We start from the raw sequence: 16914 nt of genomic DNA, 5'->3' as shown, positions 1-16914 counted from the left end.
ACCCCACCACGGAGGGGCCCCGCCGTTCGCCGATCCCCGCCGAAGGCGCGCTCTCCGCAGGAAAAATAATTCGCACGACGGTGTCGATTCCCGCGCCCCTGGTTCGTTGTAAGAGGGAAGGGCACGCACCCGCAGCCCAGCGGAGACCGCAATGAAAGTGATGGTGATCGTCAAAGCCAACGCCGATTCCGAAGCCGGGCGCATGCCCACCGAACAGGAACTGGCCACCATGGGCGCCTACAACGAACAACTGGTGGCCGCCGGCATCATGCTCGCCGGGGAAGGCCTGCATGCCACCCAGCGCGGCCGGCGCGTCCATTTCGGCGGTGGTACGCCCCGGGTCGAGAGCGGCCCGTTCGGCCCGGCCGGCGAGCAGATCGCCGGGTTCTGGCTGTGGGAGGTGCGCTCGCTGGACGAGGCCACCGAATGGGCCAGCCGTGCGCCCTTCGGCGCCGGCGGTGCCCTCGAACTGCGCCCGCTGATCTCGGCCGAAGACTTCGGCGAAGCCTTCACCCCTGAATTACAGCAGCAGGAACAGCGTCTGCGTGAGCAGCTCGACCGTGCCTGAGCACGGCCGCGCATTCATCCCATCCTACGGAGCATTCCCATGAAACTGATTCCCTTCCTCGGCTTCAGCGGCCAGGCCCACGACGCAATGGCGTTCTACGCCAAGGCACTCGGCGGCCAGGTCACGTCGGAGATGAAGTACCGCGACATGCCGCCGTCCGACGGCTCGCCGGGCTGCAATGAAATGCCGGCCGACACCCTCGACCATGTGGCCCACAGCCAGCTGGAGATCGGCGCAGCGATACTGATGGCAGCCGATGGTCCTGGCGGCGGCGAGGGTGGTTCGACCACCATCAACGTCGACGTGGACAGCATCGAAGAAGCCGAACGCGTTTTCGCGGCGCTGGCCGAGGGTGGCCAGGTGCAGATGCCGATCGCCGAAACCTTCTGGGCCCACCGCTGGGGCATGTTGACCGACCGCTACGGCAAGCCGTGGATGGTCAACTGCATGAAGCAGCCCTGAGTCCTCTTTCTTTCATCCACAAGGAGCTTTACCGATGAGTGCACCGCAACCGCAGATGATCTTCGTCAACCTGCCCGTGCAGGATCTGAACGCATCCAAGGCCTTCTTCGCCGCGTTGGGCTACAGCTTCAACCCGACCTTCACCAATGACGATGCGGCCTGCATGGTCATCAGCGACAGCATCTTCGTGATGCTGCTGACCCAGCCGTTCTTCAAGCAGTTCACCAACAAGTCGATTGCCGATGCGCACAGCCACACCGAGGTGATCACCTGCCTGTCGGCCGACAGCCGCAAGGCGGTGGACGCCATGGTGGACAAGGCGCTGGCCGCCGGTGCCAGCGAACCGCAGCCGGCGCGCGACTACGGCTTCATGTACCAGCGCGGCTTCCAGGACCTGGATGGGCATCTCTGGGAAATCGCACACATGGATGGCGAGCCGGGCTGAGCGGCCGCCACCGGGAGAATCCCCATGGCTTACGTGGATGCTTACGTATTGCCGTGCCCGCAGGACAAGGTGGCGGCCTATCGCCGCCTTGCCCGCCAGGCTGGCGCGGTGTGGAAGGACCATGGCGCGCTGCGGTACATGGAATGCGTGGCCGATGATGTGCAACCCGGGAAATCGACCTCGTTCCCGCAGGCGGTGAAGCTCAAGCCGGGCGAAACGGTGATCGTGGCCTTCGTGGTGTTCCGCACGCGTGCCGCGCGCGACCGCACCAACAAGAAGGTGATGGCCGACCCGCGGCTGGCGCATATCGGCCCGAAGGATATGCCGTTTGATACCAAGCGCATGTTCTGGGGCGGATTCAAGCCGATCGTGGAAGCGTGAACGCCGGCGCTTGTGCGGGCCGGGCCCGCATGCTGTGATCGGCGCATGCACGAGCCCGCCCTGAGCCAGCGCCTGGACACCCTCTGGCGGATGGAATCGCCAGTGTTGATCGCGCGCCTGGCGCGCCTGCTCGGCGGCGATGTCGGTCGTGCCGAAGAGCTGGCCCAGGACACCTGGCTGGCCGCGCTGGAGCGTTGGCCGGTGCAGGGCATCCCGGACAATCCTGGAGCCTGGCTGATGACCACCGCGCGCAACCGTGCCATCGATGTGCTGCGCCAGCACCGTCGGGTGGCGCAGCAGCATGCGCAATGGGGAGAGGAACTGCATCCGGCCGCATTGCCCGCGCCGGACGACAGCCAGGCGCTGGAAGACGATATCGGCGATGACCTGCTGCGGCTGATGTTCGTGGCCTGCCATCCAGTCCTGCCTGCCGACGCGCGGGTAGCGCTGAGCCTGCGCCTGCTGGGCGGGCTGACCACGACCGAGATCGCCCGCGCGTTCCTGCAGCCGGAGCCGACCATTGCCCAGCGCATCGTGCGTGCCAAGCGCACGTTGGCGCAGAAGCAGATCCCCTACGAAGTGCCGCGTGCCGATGCATTGCCGGCACGACTGGCCTCGGTGCTGGAGGCGATCTACCTGGTGTTCAACGAAGGCTATGCGGCCAGCGCAGGCGACGACTGGATGCGACCGGCGCTGTGCGCCGAGGCGCTGCGGCTGGCGCGCATCCTCGCCCATCGCATGCCGGTACCGCCGGTGCTGGGGCTGTTGGCGCTGATGGAACTGCAGGCCTCGCGCGCGGCGGCACGGGTGGATGCGCAGGGCGCGCCGATCCTGCTGGACCAGCAGAACCGGGCGCGCTGGGATTGGCTGCAGATCGAACGCGGCCAGCAGGCACTGGCGCGTGCGGTGTCGGCGGGCGGCGGCGACGACCCCTATGTGCTGCAGGCGCGGATCGCCTTCTGCCATGCCAGTGCGCGGCGTGCCGAAGACACCGACTGGGCGCGCATCGCTGCACTGTATGCGCAACTGCTGCAGGTCATGCCATCGCCGGTGGTGGCATTGAACCGGGTGGTGGCGGTGTCGCGCAGCGAAGGCGCGTTCGCGGCATGGGCGCTGTTGCAGCCGCTGCTGGACGAGCCACGCCTGCAGGGCTACGCACCGCTGATGGTGGTGCGCGGAGAACTGCTGCAGCAACTGGGGCGGGAGCAGGACGCACGTGACGCATTCGCCTCGGCAGCGGCGTTGAGCCAGAACCAGGCAGAGCGGACCCTTCTGCGGCAACGGGCCGGCCTGCCGCAGGAAAATTGAAGCCGGCAAGGTCAGCACTTGTCGGTTTGCCCCGGAGCGGCTATGTTTCGCGCCCAGCGGGCGTGTTCGCGCCTGACATTCGTGTGTCGTGACCGAGGAGCGGTTGGATGTTTTCAAGGACGAAGAGCGCACCGCGCGCTTTTGCGCGCCTGCTTGCCTATGCCCTGTGCCTGGCCGTATGGCCGTTGGCCAGCCAGGCCGCAGACAAATCGCAGCAGGCCTACTGGGCCGGCTTTGCCTACACCGCTGACGCCGCCGCCGTACAGGCGACCACCCCGCATGCGCATGCCGTGCTGGAAAAGCGTGGCCTGATTCCGCTCAACCAGACCCTGGCACAGGCGCTCAAGCGCCGCGCGCCGGCCAACCTGGAACTGATCGACCAGCCGGTGGCGATGCTCGACGGCACCACCAGCGCCGTGGTGCTGGCCGCTGCGCTGGACCGCGAGCTGGTGTCGGTCGAACCGATCGGTGACCAGTACAAGGTGCTGGTGGAAGTGGCACTGCAGGCGCTGTTCTTCGATTTCCGCGAGCGCCAGGTGATCGCCTCCTATCCGCTTACCCTGCAGCGCATCGACGTGCAGGAGTACCGCCCGGACAGCGACGATATCGATGCGATCGTCGCCGATCTGCTGTACGGCGGTGCCGATACCAGCCTGTCGCAGGTGCTGGCCACCACCCTGGCCCAGGCCAAGCTGCCGGAAGCGGCCACGCGTCGCCTGCAGGTGGGTGCGGTGACCTTGTCCGACGCCACGCTGGCCAAGCTGCCCGACCCGAAGTGGGCCGGTCCGCTGCGCGCCACGCTGGCCCATGAGCTGTCCAAGACGCTGTCGTCCAATACCGGTGTCGGCCTGCTGCCGCCGGCCTCGGGCCAGGCGATCGGCGGTGCCATGGCCGCGCGCTTTGCCGACGGCAAGGTCTACCAGCTGAAGATCCCCGAGGCCGACTACGTCATCAGCCTGCAGGTGGATGCGCTGAAGAACGGCGTCATCAGTGAAACGCCGGCGATGAAGACGATGCTGTTCGGCGCGTTCTTCACCGCCAAGGTCACCGAGCCGTTCTCCGGCAAGGTGTACTTCGAACAGCCGCTGCGCAAGGGCGCCACCAAGGTGGTGCCGGTCACGCAGTGGCAGGTCGACCAGTGGTCGGCCAGCTACGAAACCCTGCTGGCCGGCTTCGATGCCTTCGCCGGCGCCGCCGCCAAGCGCGCCGACTCGCGCGCCTGGCTGGACGAGCAGAAGCCCGGCGGACGCCCGCTGCAGCAACAGACCCAAGCCCTCCAGGAGTTGATCAAATCATGTCGTTGATGCGTACCATCCTGCTCATCCTCATCGCCCTGGCGGTGGCCTCGCCGGTCGCCGCGCAGACCGCCAGCTCGCGCGGTACCGGTTCGGCCAGCTACAGCCTGCGCCTGAGTGCCGATACCCGTGCGCAGGCCCTGAACAAGGCCAAGGCCAATGCACTGGAGGCGTACATCGCCGAATCCGGTGCGGCCAAGCTGCGCCTGTTCGAATCGCGTCGCGCCGAGTTCCTCGGTGAAATCGACCGCTACGTGCTCAGCGCGGTGCAGCTGTCGGACAACGAAGACAAGAAGGCCAAGACCTACAGCGTCACCGTCCGCGCCGAAATCAACACCACCCTGCTGCAGACCAAGCTGGACGCCGGTTCGGCCGTGGCCGGTGCCACCGCCGCACAGCGCTCGCTGCTGACCTTCCTGTTCATGGCGCGCTCGCAGGACACCGTGCAGTCGTTCCAGGACAAGGAATACCGCCGCGTCGACGCCAGCAGCAGCTACAGCGAGAACACCCGTGAGGGCGACAGCTTCCGCGGCAACTCGGTCAGCACCAACGGCAGCATCAACCAGAACGGCTCGGTGTCGGTCACCAGCGGCGGCAGCACCACCGCCCGCAGCGACAACATCAGCTGGAAGGTGGCCAATGCCGCCGAAGTCAACACGGCCATGACCGGTGCCTTCAGCGCCGCCGGCTACGAAGTGGTTGAAGCCGAATACGTGGAAGGCGAGTCGCGCGGCCTGCTCAGCATCGAGCGCATCCGCAAGGACTTCAGCACCGGCAACGATCTCTCCGCGGCCACCCTGCGCGATACCGCCAACGGCATCCGCGCGGCGAACATCCCGTACATCGCCGTCGGTACCCTCGACGTTGGCATGCGCGACCGTGATCCGGCCAGCGGCAACACCCGCGTGTTCGTCACTGTAACCGGCAAGGTGCTGGACGTGACCGGTCGCTTCCCGCGCACCGTGTCGTCGGTGGGCCCGGTGCAGTTCTCCGGTACCGGCCCGAACGAAACCGTCGCCCGTACCAATGCACTGCAGCTGGCTGCCGAAAAGGCCGCCCAGCAGATGATCAACGAACTGAACGTCAAGGCGGTCCGCTGACGTTGCCGCTGCGTTCGCCGGGCATGGCCCGGTGCTACCGGCTCTGGTGGGTGCCGAGCGTGCTCGGCACCCACCCGCTGCTATCCCCGATCCCGCGCGCCGCATTGCGGCCGTCTCTCCCAAAGGACTCTTCCATGATCCGTAATACCGCTCTCGTCGTTGCCATCGCGGCCGCCACCCTGTCGATGCCGGCCCACGCCCAGTTCGGCAAGCTGAAGGACCTGGCCGGCGGCGCCACCGGTACCTCCAGCAGCAGCGCCAGCGCTGCCGCTCCGGACGAAGCCGCGCAGGAAGCGCTGGTCCGTCGTTTCGTCAGCTCGCAGTCGCACTCGCTGCAGGCACAGACCTCCTTCGCCCGTGCCTTCGGCCTGGCCGAGCAGGTGCAGCTGCTGGAAGCCGAGCGCCAGGCGCTGTCGTCCGGTTCGGTGAACGTCGATGCGATGAAGAAGTCGGTCTCGGTCAGCGAAGCCGCCCAGGCCGCCATCGACGAGCGCCAGGCCGCACAGCCGGAACTGAATGCTGAATCCAAGCAGCACTACGCCGAAGGCCTGGTCTCGCTGCTGGCCTCTGCTGCCGAAGCACAGAAGCTGAGCGGCGAAGCCAGCGGCTTTGCGGCCGGCATGAAGAACCTGGGCGCCACCCAGATGGCCACCGTTGGCCGCAAGCTGGCCGCCGGTGCCTGGGTTGCCAAGGAATCGCCGGGCTTCATCAAGGGCCTGTACGGCTCGACCAAGTCGGCTGTGACCTTCGCCAAGAAGAGCAAGGTGAAGGTGCCGTCCAACGCCGATTCGATGCTGGATTCGCTCTGATACGAGGCAGCTCCGCATGCGTACGACGACTCGATTGATCGGCCTGGGCCTGGCAGCGGCCCTCCTGGCAGCCTGCGGCAAGCAGGATGCACCGGCAGAAACCGCTCCGGCCAAGGACAAGGCTGCCAGTGCACTGGCCAGCAATGCGCCGGTGCAGGAAGCGCCCCTGCGTGGCACGCCGGATTTCGGCGGCACCACCCAGGTCGCGCGTGAGGCCGACGGTATCGGCAGCACCCCGGAACTGGCGGTGCTGGCGGCATTGCAGTCGGCCGTGGCCCAGGTCAACGGCGTACGCGTGGCCAGCCAGATGCAGAGCCTGCGCGCAGGCCTGCATGTGGACGTGGACGGTGAACACGTCGGCGATATCCGCGCCGACGCGTTCTCCCAGCAGATGATTGCCGGCTCGCAGGGCGCGGTGCTGGGCTATGAAATCCTCTCGCAGGATGAAGTGAGCCAGCTCGACGAAGAAACCATCGCCCGCGTGCGCGCCAGCGACGAAGGCTGGAGCTTCAAGGGTTCGGCCTCGGCCAGCGCTTCCGGCGAAGCCTCCGCCAAGGGCGGCTCGGCGTCGGCCAGCGTCAAGGAGAACTACGAAGAGCAGGTCAAGGTAGACGCCAAGCGCGGTGCCAGCTCCTTCGATTCGGATGTCACCCGGCGCAGCATGCGCAGCTACTGGAAGGTGCGTGTACGCGCGCAGATTGCCCAGTACCGGGCACCCGATGAAGAAGGCAAGCCGAAGATCGTGGTGGCCCTGCCGCGCACCAAGTCGGGCAGCTATGCCGTTGGCGATGGCCGGGTGAACGCCGACGAGGTCGCCCAGGCGATCCGCGCGCGGCTGTCCGACACGCTTACCCAGACCCAGCGCTTCATCGTGCTGGACCGCGAGTTCGGCGACGAACTGCAGGCCGAGATCGACCACATCAACAGTGGCAACGTGCGCCTGCAGGACACCGCGCGCGTTGGCCAGCAGCTGGCGACCGACCTGATCCTGATTCCGACCATCGAACGGTTCGAGTACCCGCGCAGCGTGCGCAACCTGCGCATGTCCGATCGCCAGGTGACCTCGTATTCCGGTGGCGGCCGCATCACCCTGCGCCTGGTCAATGCCACCACCGGCCAGGTGGTGATGTCCGACAGTTTCGACCATCAGTTGGCCTCAACCGGCCCGAGCACGCTGCCGCGCGTGGTCAATGGCCGCAGCATGGCCGCGGCGATGATGGAATCGCTGTCCGGCCAGATCGGTACCACCATCGTCACCACCCTGTTCCCGGTGTCGGTGGTGTCTGTCGATGGCGACCAGGTGGTGCTGAGCCAGGGCGGTGACACCGTGCAGGTCGGCCAGCGCTGGCAGGCCGTGCGCCTGGGCGAGGAGCTGAAGGACCCGCAGACCGGCCGTTCGCTCGGCCGCAGCGAGCATCCGTGCTGCACCATCCGCATCGACCGCGTTGCCGCGCAGACCTCCTACGGCACCCTGGAAGAGGGCGTCGACGCGATGCGCGGTGGTTTCCGCCCCGGCCAGATCGAACTGCGCCAGAAGCTCGGCAGCAAGCCCAAGGCCGCCGCCGGCGCAACCGCATCGGCCGCCCCGGCCGCCGCAGCGCGCCCGGCCAGCAAGCCCAAGCCCGCCGCCGCCCCGGCCGAAGACCCGAACTGGTAACAGGCTCAGGCAACACACCGATGGGGTCAGAGCCCTTTCCCGCTGGGAAAGGGATCTGACCCCTTCGTGTTTCTGCTCATCCACGCATGGCGTGGATCTACTGTGTCGACCAAGGTCGACATCTACCAACAGCAGCGATACCACCGCAGCGATACCACCAGCAGCGTTACCAACAGCCACGGGAAACTGTCGAAGGCGGGGTGGGGCAGCGTGCGGGGGCGTGAGCCGCATGGATGCGGCGACCGAGCTTACATGGACGTACTTGCAGCGCCCCCCGCACGCTGACGTGCCCCGCCTACCCTCAGGAAACCTGCTTCTGCTTCTGCTTCTGCTGTTGCTTGGGCTGTTGCTGTTGAGGTTGCCGGCCAGCGGCCGGCACTACCGCGGCTGCCGGGTGCAGGGCGCAGCCCTGCCGAATCCCATTACACTCCAGAACGATTTCCCTGCTGGAGAGAGCAATGAAACGAGCAGTACTGGGCATGCTGGCCCTGTCGGTGTCGAGCGCACTGATGGCGGCCACCCCGAAATTCGATGGCGCGCGGATCTCCGCCGACGTCAAGGAACTGGCCTCCGACGCCTACGAAGGCCGCTCCCCGGCCACCGCCGGCGAACAGAAGACCATCGCCTTCCTCAGCAAGCAGTTCGCCGACGCCGGCCTGCAGCCCGGCGGCGACCTGAAGGACGGCAAGCGCCTGTGGACCCAGGCCGTGCCGCTGCGCAAGGGCGACATCGTCGGCACCCCGCAGCTGTCGCTGCAGCAGGGCGGCAAGACCATCGCGCTGGAGCAGGGCAAGCAGATCGCCGTGCGTGCAGCCATGAACGGCGCCACCAACGTGGATATCAGCAAGGCACCGCTGGTGTTCCTCGGCTATGGCGTAAAGGCGCCGGAGCGCAACTGGGATGACTTCAAGGGCGTGGACCTGAAGGGCAAGATCGCCGTCGTGCTGATCAACGACCCGGACTTCGAGACCGGCAAGGGCGACTTCGATGGCAAGGGCATGACCTGGTATGGCCGTTGGCCGTACAAGTACGAAGAAGGCGCACGCCAGGGCGCACTCGGCGTGCTGATCGTGCATGAGACCGCCCCGGCGTCGTATGGCTGGGCCACGGTGGCCGGCTCCAACACCAACACCATGTTCGACGTGGTGCGCGACAATCCGGCTGACAGCCATCCGCTGCTGGAAGGCTGGATCCAGCGCGATCTGGCGGTGGAACTGTTCCGCTCGGCCGGGCAGGATTTCGAGGCGCTGAAGAAGAAGGCGCAGCAGCGCGACTTCACCCCGGTGCCGCTGACCGGCGCCAGCCTGGATGCGAAGTACGCGGTGAAGACCGAAGTGATCACCTCGCACAACGTGGCCGCGCGCCTGGAAGGCAGCACGCATCCGGACGAGACCGTCATCTACAGCGCCCATTGGGACCACATCGGCGTGGGCGAGCCTGACGCACGCGGCGACCGCATCTTCAACGGCGCACTGGACAACGCCAGCGGCACCGCCTCGTTGATCGAACTGGCACGTGGCTTCGCCAAGGCACCGCGTCCGCAGCGTTCGGTCGTGTTCCTGGCGGTAACCGCCGAGGAGAAGGGCCTGCTGGGTTCGGAGTACTACGCAACGCACCCGCTGTACCCGCTGGAAAAGACCGTGGCGATGATCAACATGGACGGCATGGCGCCGTTCGGCCCGTCGCGCGATTTCGGCATCTACGGCGCGGCGCGCTTCGAGCTGCTGGACCAGCTGAAGGACGTGGCCAAGGGCTGGGACATCCGCTACACGCCGGACCCGAAGCCGGAAGCCGGCCTGTTCTTCCGCTCCGACCACTTCCCGTTCGCCAAGCGTGGCGTGCCCGCGCTGTCCTGGTCGGCAGGGCAGGACTGGGTGGACGGTGGCATCGCGGCGGGCAAGAAAGCGTCCGAGGACTACACCGCCAAGCGTTACCACCAGCAGGGCGACGAGTGGCAGCCGGACTGGGTGTTTGCAGGCGCTGCGCGCGACCTGGAAGTGCTGTACACCCTGGGCAACCAGCTGGCCAATTCGCGTGCCTGGCCGAACTGGAGCAAGGACGAGGCGTTCCGCGCCGTGCGTGACGCCAGCGCCGACCAGCGCAAGTAAGGGAAGGCGGGGCGCCGCCCCGCCACACCTGGTAGCGCCGGGCCATGCCCGGCGTTTCCGTAAGGGCTTCCATCGCCGCTTTCCGGCCCTTCGTCGCACATCGCTTGTTTGCCCGAAGGGCCGCTCTATGCTCGGCTCACCCCTTCCATCAAGGCGCCGCCGTGATCGCCAGCTTCTCCCTCATCATCCGCCATCTGCTGGCCTGGGCTGCGGCGCTGTTCGTTGCCGGCATGGTCTGGAGTGGCATCTTCAGCGGCATGAACGACGGCCCGGGCTGGGTGTTCGGGCTGCTGGTGATGTTCCTGATGATTTCCGCGCTGGGCAGCGCGATCACCCACGTGCGCCGGGTCTGGCTGGTGGCCGGTCGCCTCGATGGCGCCACCTTGTCCGGCCGCCAGCGCCGGCAGATCGAACTGCCGATGGATGCCGGCCAGGCCTTCGCCGTGGTCGAGGCCGCCGTAGGCGAACTGCCGCGGGTGGAAGAGGTGGAGAGTTCCGCCGGCAGTCTGCAGGTGCGTGCCTATGTGCGCCGCGTCGACCTGTGGAACGGCCGGCAACCGTCGCGCTGGAACCTGCCGGCGCGGCTGGCGATCAAACGCAACAGCGTGCTGGCCACGGTCACGCCGGGGCAGGGCACCAGCACCGTCACCCTGCTGTTCGAACCGGACGCCGGCTGGTGGGCCGATCTGCTGGCACTGGATGAAGGCAGCAACTATGAAAACGCCGAAGCGGTGACCCGTGCGATCAGCCGCCGCGTGGCCGACCAGCGCCGCGACGAGCAGGCCGCTGCCGAACAGACCCAGGTGGAAAAGGAACTGTCGGTCGCGCGCTTGAACCTGCTGCACGCGCAGGTCGAGCCGCACTTCCTGTACAACTCGCTGGCCAATGCACAGGTGCTGACCCGCACCGACCCGGCGCGCGCCGAGCAGATGCTCGGCCACCTGATCCAGTACCTGCGCAGTTCGCTGCCGCAGGTGGATGAATCGGTTTCCACGCTGGGCGTGGAGCTGGAACGTACCCGCGCCTATCTGGAAATCTTGCGCATCCGCATGGGCGCACGGCTGGCGGTGGAAGTGCAGGTGCCCACCGAGCTGCACGAAGTGAAGCTGCCGGCGATGGCGCTGCAGACCCTGGTCGAGAATGCGATCAAGCACGGCCTGGAGCCCAAGCCCGGCGGCGGCACGATCTGGATCCTCGCGCGGGGGTTCGATGACCATGTCACCGTGACGGTCGCCGACGATGGGCTCGGTTTCGGACAGGGCACCAGCGGCACCGGCATCGGCCTGAAGAACCTGCGCGAGCGCCTGCGGCTGACCTGCGGCGAGCAGGCCGGAGTGGCGATCGTAGCCAATTTCCCCAGTGGTGTAGCCGCTACCATGACCCTGCCGCAGTCGGCGAAGGAGCCCAGCCATGCCGCTTGAAGCGCTGATTGCCGAAGACGAGGAGCTGCTGCGGCACTCGCTGGTCGAGCAGCTCGGGCGGCTGTGGCCGGAGCTGAAGCTGGTGGCCGAATGCGAGGACGGTGCCAGTGCGCTGGAACAGCTGGCCGAGAAGCAGCCGGACATCGCCTTCCTCGACATCCGCATGCCCGGCATCAGCGGCATCGAAGTGGCACGGTCATTGGCCGAACTGAGCCCGCGCACGCAGGTGGTGTTCGTCACCGCCTACGACCAGTACGCCATCGATGCTTTCGAGCAGGGCGCAATGGATTACCTGCTCAAGCCGGTCAGTGACGAACGGCTGCTGGCCACGCGTGATCGCATACTTTCGCGGCTGCCATCCGCGCGCCAGGACGATGCGGTGCTGGAGCGCCTGCTGCAGCGCCTGGGTGCAGGCCCGGTCGCCAACGACCGGCCGCCCCTGGCCTGGATCACCGCCAGCAACGGCCGCGATACGCAGCTGATCATGCTCGACGATGTGATCTATTTCCGTGCTGACAACAAGTACACCACGGTGGTCACCGCCGCCGGCGAAAGCCTGCTGCGCACACCGCTGCGCGAACTGCTGGAAGTGCTCGATCCGCTGCACTTCCGCCAGGTCCATCGCTCCACCATCGTCAACATGAAGGCGGTGGCAGCGGTCAGCCGCGACGATACCGGCCGTGGCGTGCTGCGCCTGCGCCAGCGTGCCGAAACCCTGGTGGTCAGCCAGCCGTTCATGAGCCTGTTCCGCGGCATGTAGCCGCAGCCACTGCCATCCACCGAGGAACGAACATGCGCCGTATCCTGCTTGTAGGTATCGCCATGCTGGCCATCGCCGGCTGCGAAAAGTCCAGCAACACGTCGATCACCCGCACCAATGCCAATGGCGTGGACACGCTGTACAGCAAGAGTACGGTGGTCGATGGCGTGGCGCGTTTCGAATGCATCGCCAGCAGCAGTGGCCAATGCCATTACCTGGTGCTGGCACCGGGCTGCAGCACCGACACCGCCTGCGCGACGCCGCCGCTGCGCCGGTTCGCGGTGGCCGCAGGCAAGACCGAGCAGGTCAGCGGCCTGCCGAAGGACTTCCGCCAGTGCGTCAGCGACGTGCAGAAAGAACAATGCCACCGTGACTGAGCACGGTGGCATTGTGGCTCCCCCCGGATTGCGTTCGGCTCAGTAAGCCGGCTGCAGCGTCATGTCGTGATGGTGTTCGGTTTCACCGACATGATTCAGGCGACCCACCAGTTCGGAGTGCTGCTTCATGCGCCCGATCTCGGTCATGATGCGGATGTCCTCATGGCGCAGCTCGCGCTTGGCGGTGACCGCCTGCTTGTAGTCCAGCACTTCCGGATAGTGTTCAGCCAGGTCCAGCGCTTCGGCCACGTGCTCGACGCTGTCGGCCTTGGAGGTGATGCGCGCGCGGCTGTTGAAGGCCTTCATCCAGCGTTCGAAGCCCGCTGTGCGGTCGAACATGTTGGCCATGAACCAGATCACGAACAGGATCGAGATCCACGAGCCGAACACCACGACCACGCGGGTGAAGGTGATGTGGTAATCGTCGCGCCACAGGTAATTGGTGATCAGGCCGAGGATCAGCAGTGAAGCTGCCTGCCATCCGACGATCGAAGCAATCAGCCACTGGCACTTGGCCTGGGCCAGCACCGCCACTTCATCGCGGATCTGCTGTTCGCTGAGGTTGCGCCAGTGCGCGACCTGTTTTTCAAACGGGCTGCTGTAGAGCTCGTTGTCGCGAAGCAGTAATCCCAAACCCTTGAACAAAGCAATCATGGCTGGCTCCTTGTGGAACGTGCGGCGATCTGCAGTGGACGGTGTGGCGGGTTCAGTTCTAGCACTTCCAGCGAGCGGTGCAATGGCCTCAAGGCCACGCGGCACAAGGGTTCTGCCTGAACAGGTGAATATTGGTGCGATGCAACATTGCCCGCGCGGCCTGCGACAAGATGTCGCAGGGTGAAATGTGCTGCGCGCGCACATGAAACCATCGCTGAGCAGTGGGGCTCGCTGTGCCGGTCGTGATCGACCAGAATCGGGGGGAACCGCGCAGGACGTGGCCCCTCCCCCCGCTGATCTGGACCTGTGATGCCGCCGTTGCTGCACCGTCTTTCCCGCCCCGTCACCGCGCCGATCCGGCGCTGGGTTCTGGATGCGTTTCCGCGCGGCCAGAGCGGCATCGACTACGACCATCCACCGGGCGATCCCGGCTGGTTCGGGCCGGGCAGCGTGACCTGGCGGATGCACGCAGAGCTGCCCTCGATGCTGGCCGGCGGTCTGTGTGCGCTGATGCTGCAGACGCTGCATCCGCGCGCGCTGGCCGGTGTCTACGATCATTCCAATTTCCGCCAGGACCTGGTCGGTCGCCTGCGCCGTACCACTGCCTTCGTGGCCGGCACCAGCTACGCGCCGGCGCGCGAGGTGGAAGTGCTGGTGGCCAAGGTGCGGCGCATTCACGCGCAGGTCCGCGGCCATACCGCGCAGGGTGAGCCGTATGCCGCCGATGATCCGCACCTGCTGACGTGGGTGCACGTGACCGAGGCCTACGGCTTCCTGCAGGGCTATCGCCGCTACGGGCGCGAGGTGCCTGCCGCGATCGCCGACCGCTATTACGACGAGTACCGCTGCGTGGCCGAAGCGCTGGGCGCGGTGGACGTACCACGCAGTGCAGCGGAAGTGGATGCGTATTTCTGTGCACGGCAGCCGGAGCTGGTGGTGGACGAACGCTCACGCGAAGTGTTGCAGGTGCTGTCCGCCGTGCGCCTGCCGGTGCCGGTGCCCGGCCTGTCGCGCGAGATCTTCCTCGGTGCCGGTGCCGCGCTGCTGCCGGACTGGGCCGAGGGCATGCTCGAGCGCAGCACGCGCCAGCGTGCGCAGGCCGCAGCTTCGGCGAAGCTGATGCAGGGCATGGCGCCGCTGTTCCGCCGCGCGCTGCCCGACGGCCTGGCGAGCCGCGCCTGCGCCCGCGTGGGTGTGCCGGTGGAATCGTTGCGCGAGTGGCCGGCATTGCCCCGGTAAACGCCGACCTTGGTCGGTGCGCTTTGCCGCGGTTCCCATCCATGCGGTGCGTGGATGGCGGAAGAACGCCAACCAAGGTTGGCGTCTACCCATGGAAATAAAACGGGCGCCTTTCGGCGCCCGTCTGCGTTACATCACCACACCTTGACCCGCTTGTCCGGGGCCAGGTACAGCTTCTGGCCTTCCTTCACTTCAAACGCCGGGTACCAGGCGTCGATGTTGCGCACCGTCAACGCGCGGAACTGGCCCGGTGCATGCACGTCGGTCAACAGCGAATTGCGCAGCGCCTGCTCGCGGCTCTTGCTGCGCCAGGCCTGGGCGAAGCCGAGGAAGAAGCGCTGGTCCGGGGTGAAACCTTCCAGGGTCTGGCCCGGCTTGCCCTGCAGCGACAGCTGGTAGGCGTCGTAGGCGGTACCCAGGCCGGCGACATCGGCGATGTTCTCGCCCAGCGTCAGCTTGCCGTTCACATGTACACCCGGGAACGGCTCGTAGCTGCTGAACTGCGCGGCCAGTGCATCGCCGGCTGCGTTGAACTGCTTGAGGTCTTCGGCCGTCCACCAGTTGTGCAGCTTGCCGGTGTCGTCGAACAACGCACCGGCGTTGTCGAAGCCATGGCTGATTTCGTGGCCGATCACCGCGCCGATCGCACCGTAATTCACTGCGTCGTCGGCGGCACCGTCGAAGAACGGCGGCTGCAGGATCGCCGCCGGGAACACCAGGCGGTTCTCCAGCGGCACGTTCATCGCGTTGATGGTCTGCGGCAGCATCGCCCACTCGCTGTGGTCGACCGGCTTGCCCAGCTTGGCGATGTTGCGCTGGTACTCGAACACCTCGGCGCGCTGCGCATTGCCCAGCGGATCATCACGACGGATATCCAGGCCGGTGTAGTCGCGCCACTTGTCCGGATAGCCCATGCCCACGGTCAGGCCGGCCACCTTGGCCTTGGCGCTGGCCTTGGTCTGCGGTGACATCCAGGCCAGTGCATCGATGCGCTTGGCGAAGGCGGCGATGATGTTCTTGGCCATCTCGTCGGCACGTTCCTTGGTCTTCGCATCGAAGTGCTTTTCGACGTAGCGCTTGCCGATGGCCTCGCCGACGGCATGGTTGGCGTCATCCACGGCACGCTTCCAGCGGTCGCTCTGCTGCGGCGTACCGCTCAGCGCGGTGCCGTGGAAGGCGAAACGCGCATCGGCGAACTTCTTCGGCAGGTAGGCAGCGGCGCGGTCCAGCGCGTGGAAGGTCATGTAGTCCTTCCAGGCATCCAGCGGCTCGGTGGCCACCAGCTTGGACAGGCCGGCCACGGCCTTGGGCTGCCACACGATGAAGTCCTGCTGCTGGCCAAGCTTGGCAGCGTCCAGGAACGCGGCCCAGTCCATGCCCGGGGCCTTGGCGTTGAAGTCGGCCTGGGTCCAGGGGTTGGCGCCCTTGGTCACGTCATTGGTTTCTTCCTGCGTGGCATGCGCCTGGGCGATCTTCGTTTCCAAGGCGAGGATGCGCTGCGCCTTGCCGGCCGGGTCGGCCACGCCGGCCAGCTGCAGCACCTGCGCGATGTAGGCCTGGTACTGCTTGCGCAGCTCGGCCATGCGGCCACCGCCCAGGTAGAAATCGCGGTCCGGCATGCCCAGGCCGCCCTGCACCAGGTACGGCGCGGTACGGTCCGGCTGCAGCAGGTCCACCGACACCCACAGGCCGAACAGGCGGTCGGTGTAGAAGTTGGTGGCATTGAGCAGGTCGACGTCGGCGCGCACGTCGCCGCCGAGGGCGCGGGCCAGGCCGGCCTTGTCGGTGATCGCATCGATGTTCTTCAACTGCGGCTGCACCGGTGCCAGGCCGCGCTGCTCGATGCCGGCCTCGTCCATGTAGGCGGCGTAGTAGTCGCCGATCAGCTTGTCTTCGCCGCTGGCCTGGGCGTTGCCGGCAGCGCCTTCCAGGATCGCGCGGGTGTCGGCCTGGGTCTTCTCGGCAATCACGTTGAAGCTGCCGAAGCGCGAGCGGTCGGCCGGAATCTCGGTGTTCTTCACCCAGCTGCCGTTGGCGAAACCGAAGAAGTCGTCACCGGCGGCGATGCTGCGGTCCATGCCACTGGCATCGAAACCAAAGCTGCCCAGCATCGGCTTGGCGGCAGCGGGTGTCGCCTCGGCCGGTGCGGCGGTGCCGGTGGCCGGGTTGGCCGGGCGGTCGCAGGCGGCCAGGGACAGGCTGGCAACGATGGCCAGTGCCAGGGTGGGGCGGCGCAGCTTGGACATGGACTTCTCTTGCGGCGGAAAACTCCAAGTCTAATCCGCTGCGGGCCGGCTGGACGTGCTTGGCAAGGCCAGCACTGTGCGTGA

Annotated in this window: 16 protein-coding genes; 14 read left to right on the top strand and 2 right to left on the bottom strand. The window is 66.7% G+C overall.

All coding sequences use genetic code 11. From position 1 onward, the window contains the following. The first annotated feature begins 151 nt into the window (after positions 1-151). The 13 genes from TEP_RS17255 to TEP_RS17195 all read left to right on the top strand — a co-directional run bounded on the left by TEP_RS17255 (position 152) and on the right by TEP_RS17195 (position 12691). On the top strand, positions 152-568 hold the full coding sequence (locus TEP_RS17255; protein WP_132826083.1) for a YciI family protein: 417 nt from the start codon (positions 152-154) through the stop codon (positions 566-568). Positions 569-607: 39 nt separating this feature from the next. Next, on the top strand, positions 608-1030 hold the full coding sequence (locus TEP_RS17250; RefSeq protein WP_025878381.1) for a VOC family protein: 423 nt from the start codon (positions 608-610) through the stop codon (positions 1028-1030). A 34-nt stretch (positions 1031-1064) separates the two neighbouring features. After that, on the top strand, positions 1065-1475 hold the full coding sequence (locus TEP_RS17245; RefSeq protein WP_132826082.1) for a VOC family protein: 411 nt from the start codon (positions 1065-1067) through the stop codon (positions 1473-1475). A 24-nt stretch (positions 1476-1499) separates the two neighbouring features. Beyond that, positions 1500-1856, top strand: a complete 357-nt coding sequence (locus TEP_RS17240; RefSeq protein WP_132826081.1) for a DUF1428 domain-containing protein — start codon at positions 1500-1502, stop codon at positions 1854-1856. Between the two features lie 45 nt (positions 1857-1901). Next, the gene (locus TEP_RS17235; protein ID WP_132826080.1) at positions 1902-3164 is read left to right on the top strand and encodes a sigma-70 family RNA polymerase sigma factor; all 1263 of its coding nucleotides are present in this window, start codon (positions 1902-1904) and stop codon (positions 3162-3164) included. Positions 3165-3271: 107 nt separating this feature from the next. Continuing rightward, complete coding sequence (locus TEP_RS17230) at positions 3272-4468, top strand: hypothetical protein (protein ID WP_025878385.1); 1197 nt, start codon at positions 3272-3274, stop codon at positions 4466-4468. Further along, a complete protein-coding gene (locus TEP_RS17225) occupies positions 4459-5559 on the top strand; it encodes a hypothetical protein (protein WP_025878386.1) in 1101 nt (366 codons plus the stop codon). Before TEP_RS17230 ends, TEP_RS17225 begins: the two co-directional genes overlap by 10 nt. 134 nt (positions 5560-5693) lie before the next feature. Beyond that, complete coding sequence (locus tag TEP_RS17220) at positions 5694-6368, top strand: hypothetical protein (RefSeq protein ID WP_032977073.1); 675 nt, start codon at positions 5694-5696, stop codon at positions 6366-6368. Between the two features lie 16 nt (positions 6369-6384). Then, on the top strand, positions 6385-8025 hold the full coding sequence (locus tag TEP_RS17215; RefSeq protein ID WP_132826079.1) for a CsgG/HfaB family protein: 1641 nt from the start codon (positions 6385-6387) through the stop codon (positions 8023-8025). Positions 8026-8483: 458 nt separating this feature from the next. Then, on the top strand, positions 8484-10133 hold the full coding sequence (locus TEP_RS17210) for a M28 family metallopeptidase (protein WP_132826078.1): 1650 nt from the start codon (positions 8484-8486) through the stop codon (positions 10131-10133). A 161-nt stretch (positions 10134-10294) separates the two neighbouring features. Beyond that, positions 10295-11554 carry a histidine kinase gene (locus tag TEP_RS17205; RefSeq protein ID WP_132826077.1) on the top strand — a complete coding sequence of 420 codons (1260 nt, stop codon included), beginning with the start codon at positions 10295-10297 and terminating at the stop codon, positions 11552-11554. Beyond that, complete coding sequence (locus TEP_RS17200; RefSeq protein ID WP_032977066.1) at positions 11544-12314, top strand: LytTR family DNA-binding domain-containing protein; 771 nt, start codon at positions 11544-11546, stop codon at positions 12312-12314. Before TEP_RS17205 ends, TEP_RS17200 begins: the two co-directional genes overlap by 11 nt. 32 nt (positions 12315-12346) lie before the next feature. Beyond that, positions 12347-12691, top strand: coding sequence for a hypothetical protein (locus TEP_RS17195; RefSeq protein WP_132826076.1), 345 nt, complete (start codon positions 12347-12349; stop codon positions 12689-12691). A gap of 39 nt (positions 12692-12730) precedes the next feature. On the opposite strand, the gene TEP_RS17190 is transcribed toward TEP_RS17195, so the two are convergent. Beyond that, positions 12731-13345 carry a hypothetical protein gene (locus TEP_RS17190; RefSeq protein ID WP_132826075.1) on the bottom strand — a complete coding sequence of 205 codons (615 nt, stop codon included), beginning with the start codon at positions 13343-13345 and terminating at the stop codon, positions 12731-12733. Positions 13346-13654: 309 nt separating this feature from the next. Between TEP_RS17190 and TEP_RS17185 the strand changes: the two genes are divergently transcribed. After that, positions 13655-14584: an oxygenase MpaB family protein gene (locus tag TEP_RS17185; RefSeq protein ID WP_132826074.1), complete on the top strand. Its 930-nt coding sequence runs from the start codon at positions 13655-13657 to the stop codon at positions 14582-14584. A 134-nt stretch (positions 14585-14718) separates the two neighbouring features. On the opposite strand, the gene TEP_RS17180 is transcribed toward TEP_RS17185, so the two are convergent. Further along, entirely contained in the window at positions 14719-16830 is a 2112-nt protein-coding gene (locus TEP_RS17180; RefSeq protein ID WP_132826073.1) for a M13 family metallopeptidase, read from the bottom strand. Between the last annotated feature and the right edge of the window lie 84 nt (positions 16831-16914).

This window comes from Stenotrophomonas sp. TEPEL (genome assembly GCF_004348785.1).
Classification (GTDB): Bacteria; Pseudomonadota; Gammaproteobacteria; order Xanthomonadales; family Xanthomonadaceae; genus Stenotrophomonas; species Stenotrophomonas indicatrix.
This window is presented reverse-complemented; position numbering and strand designations above follow the sequence as displayed.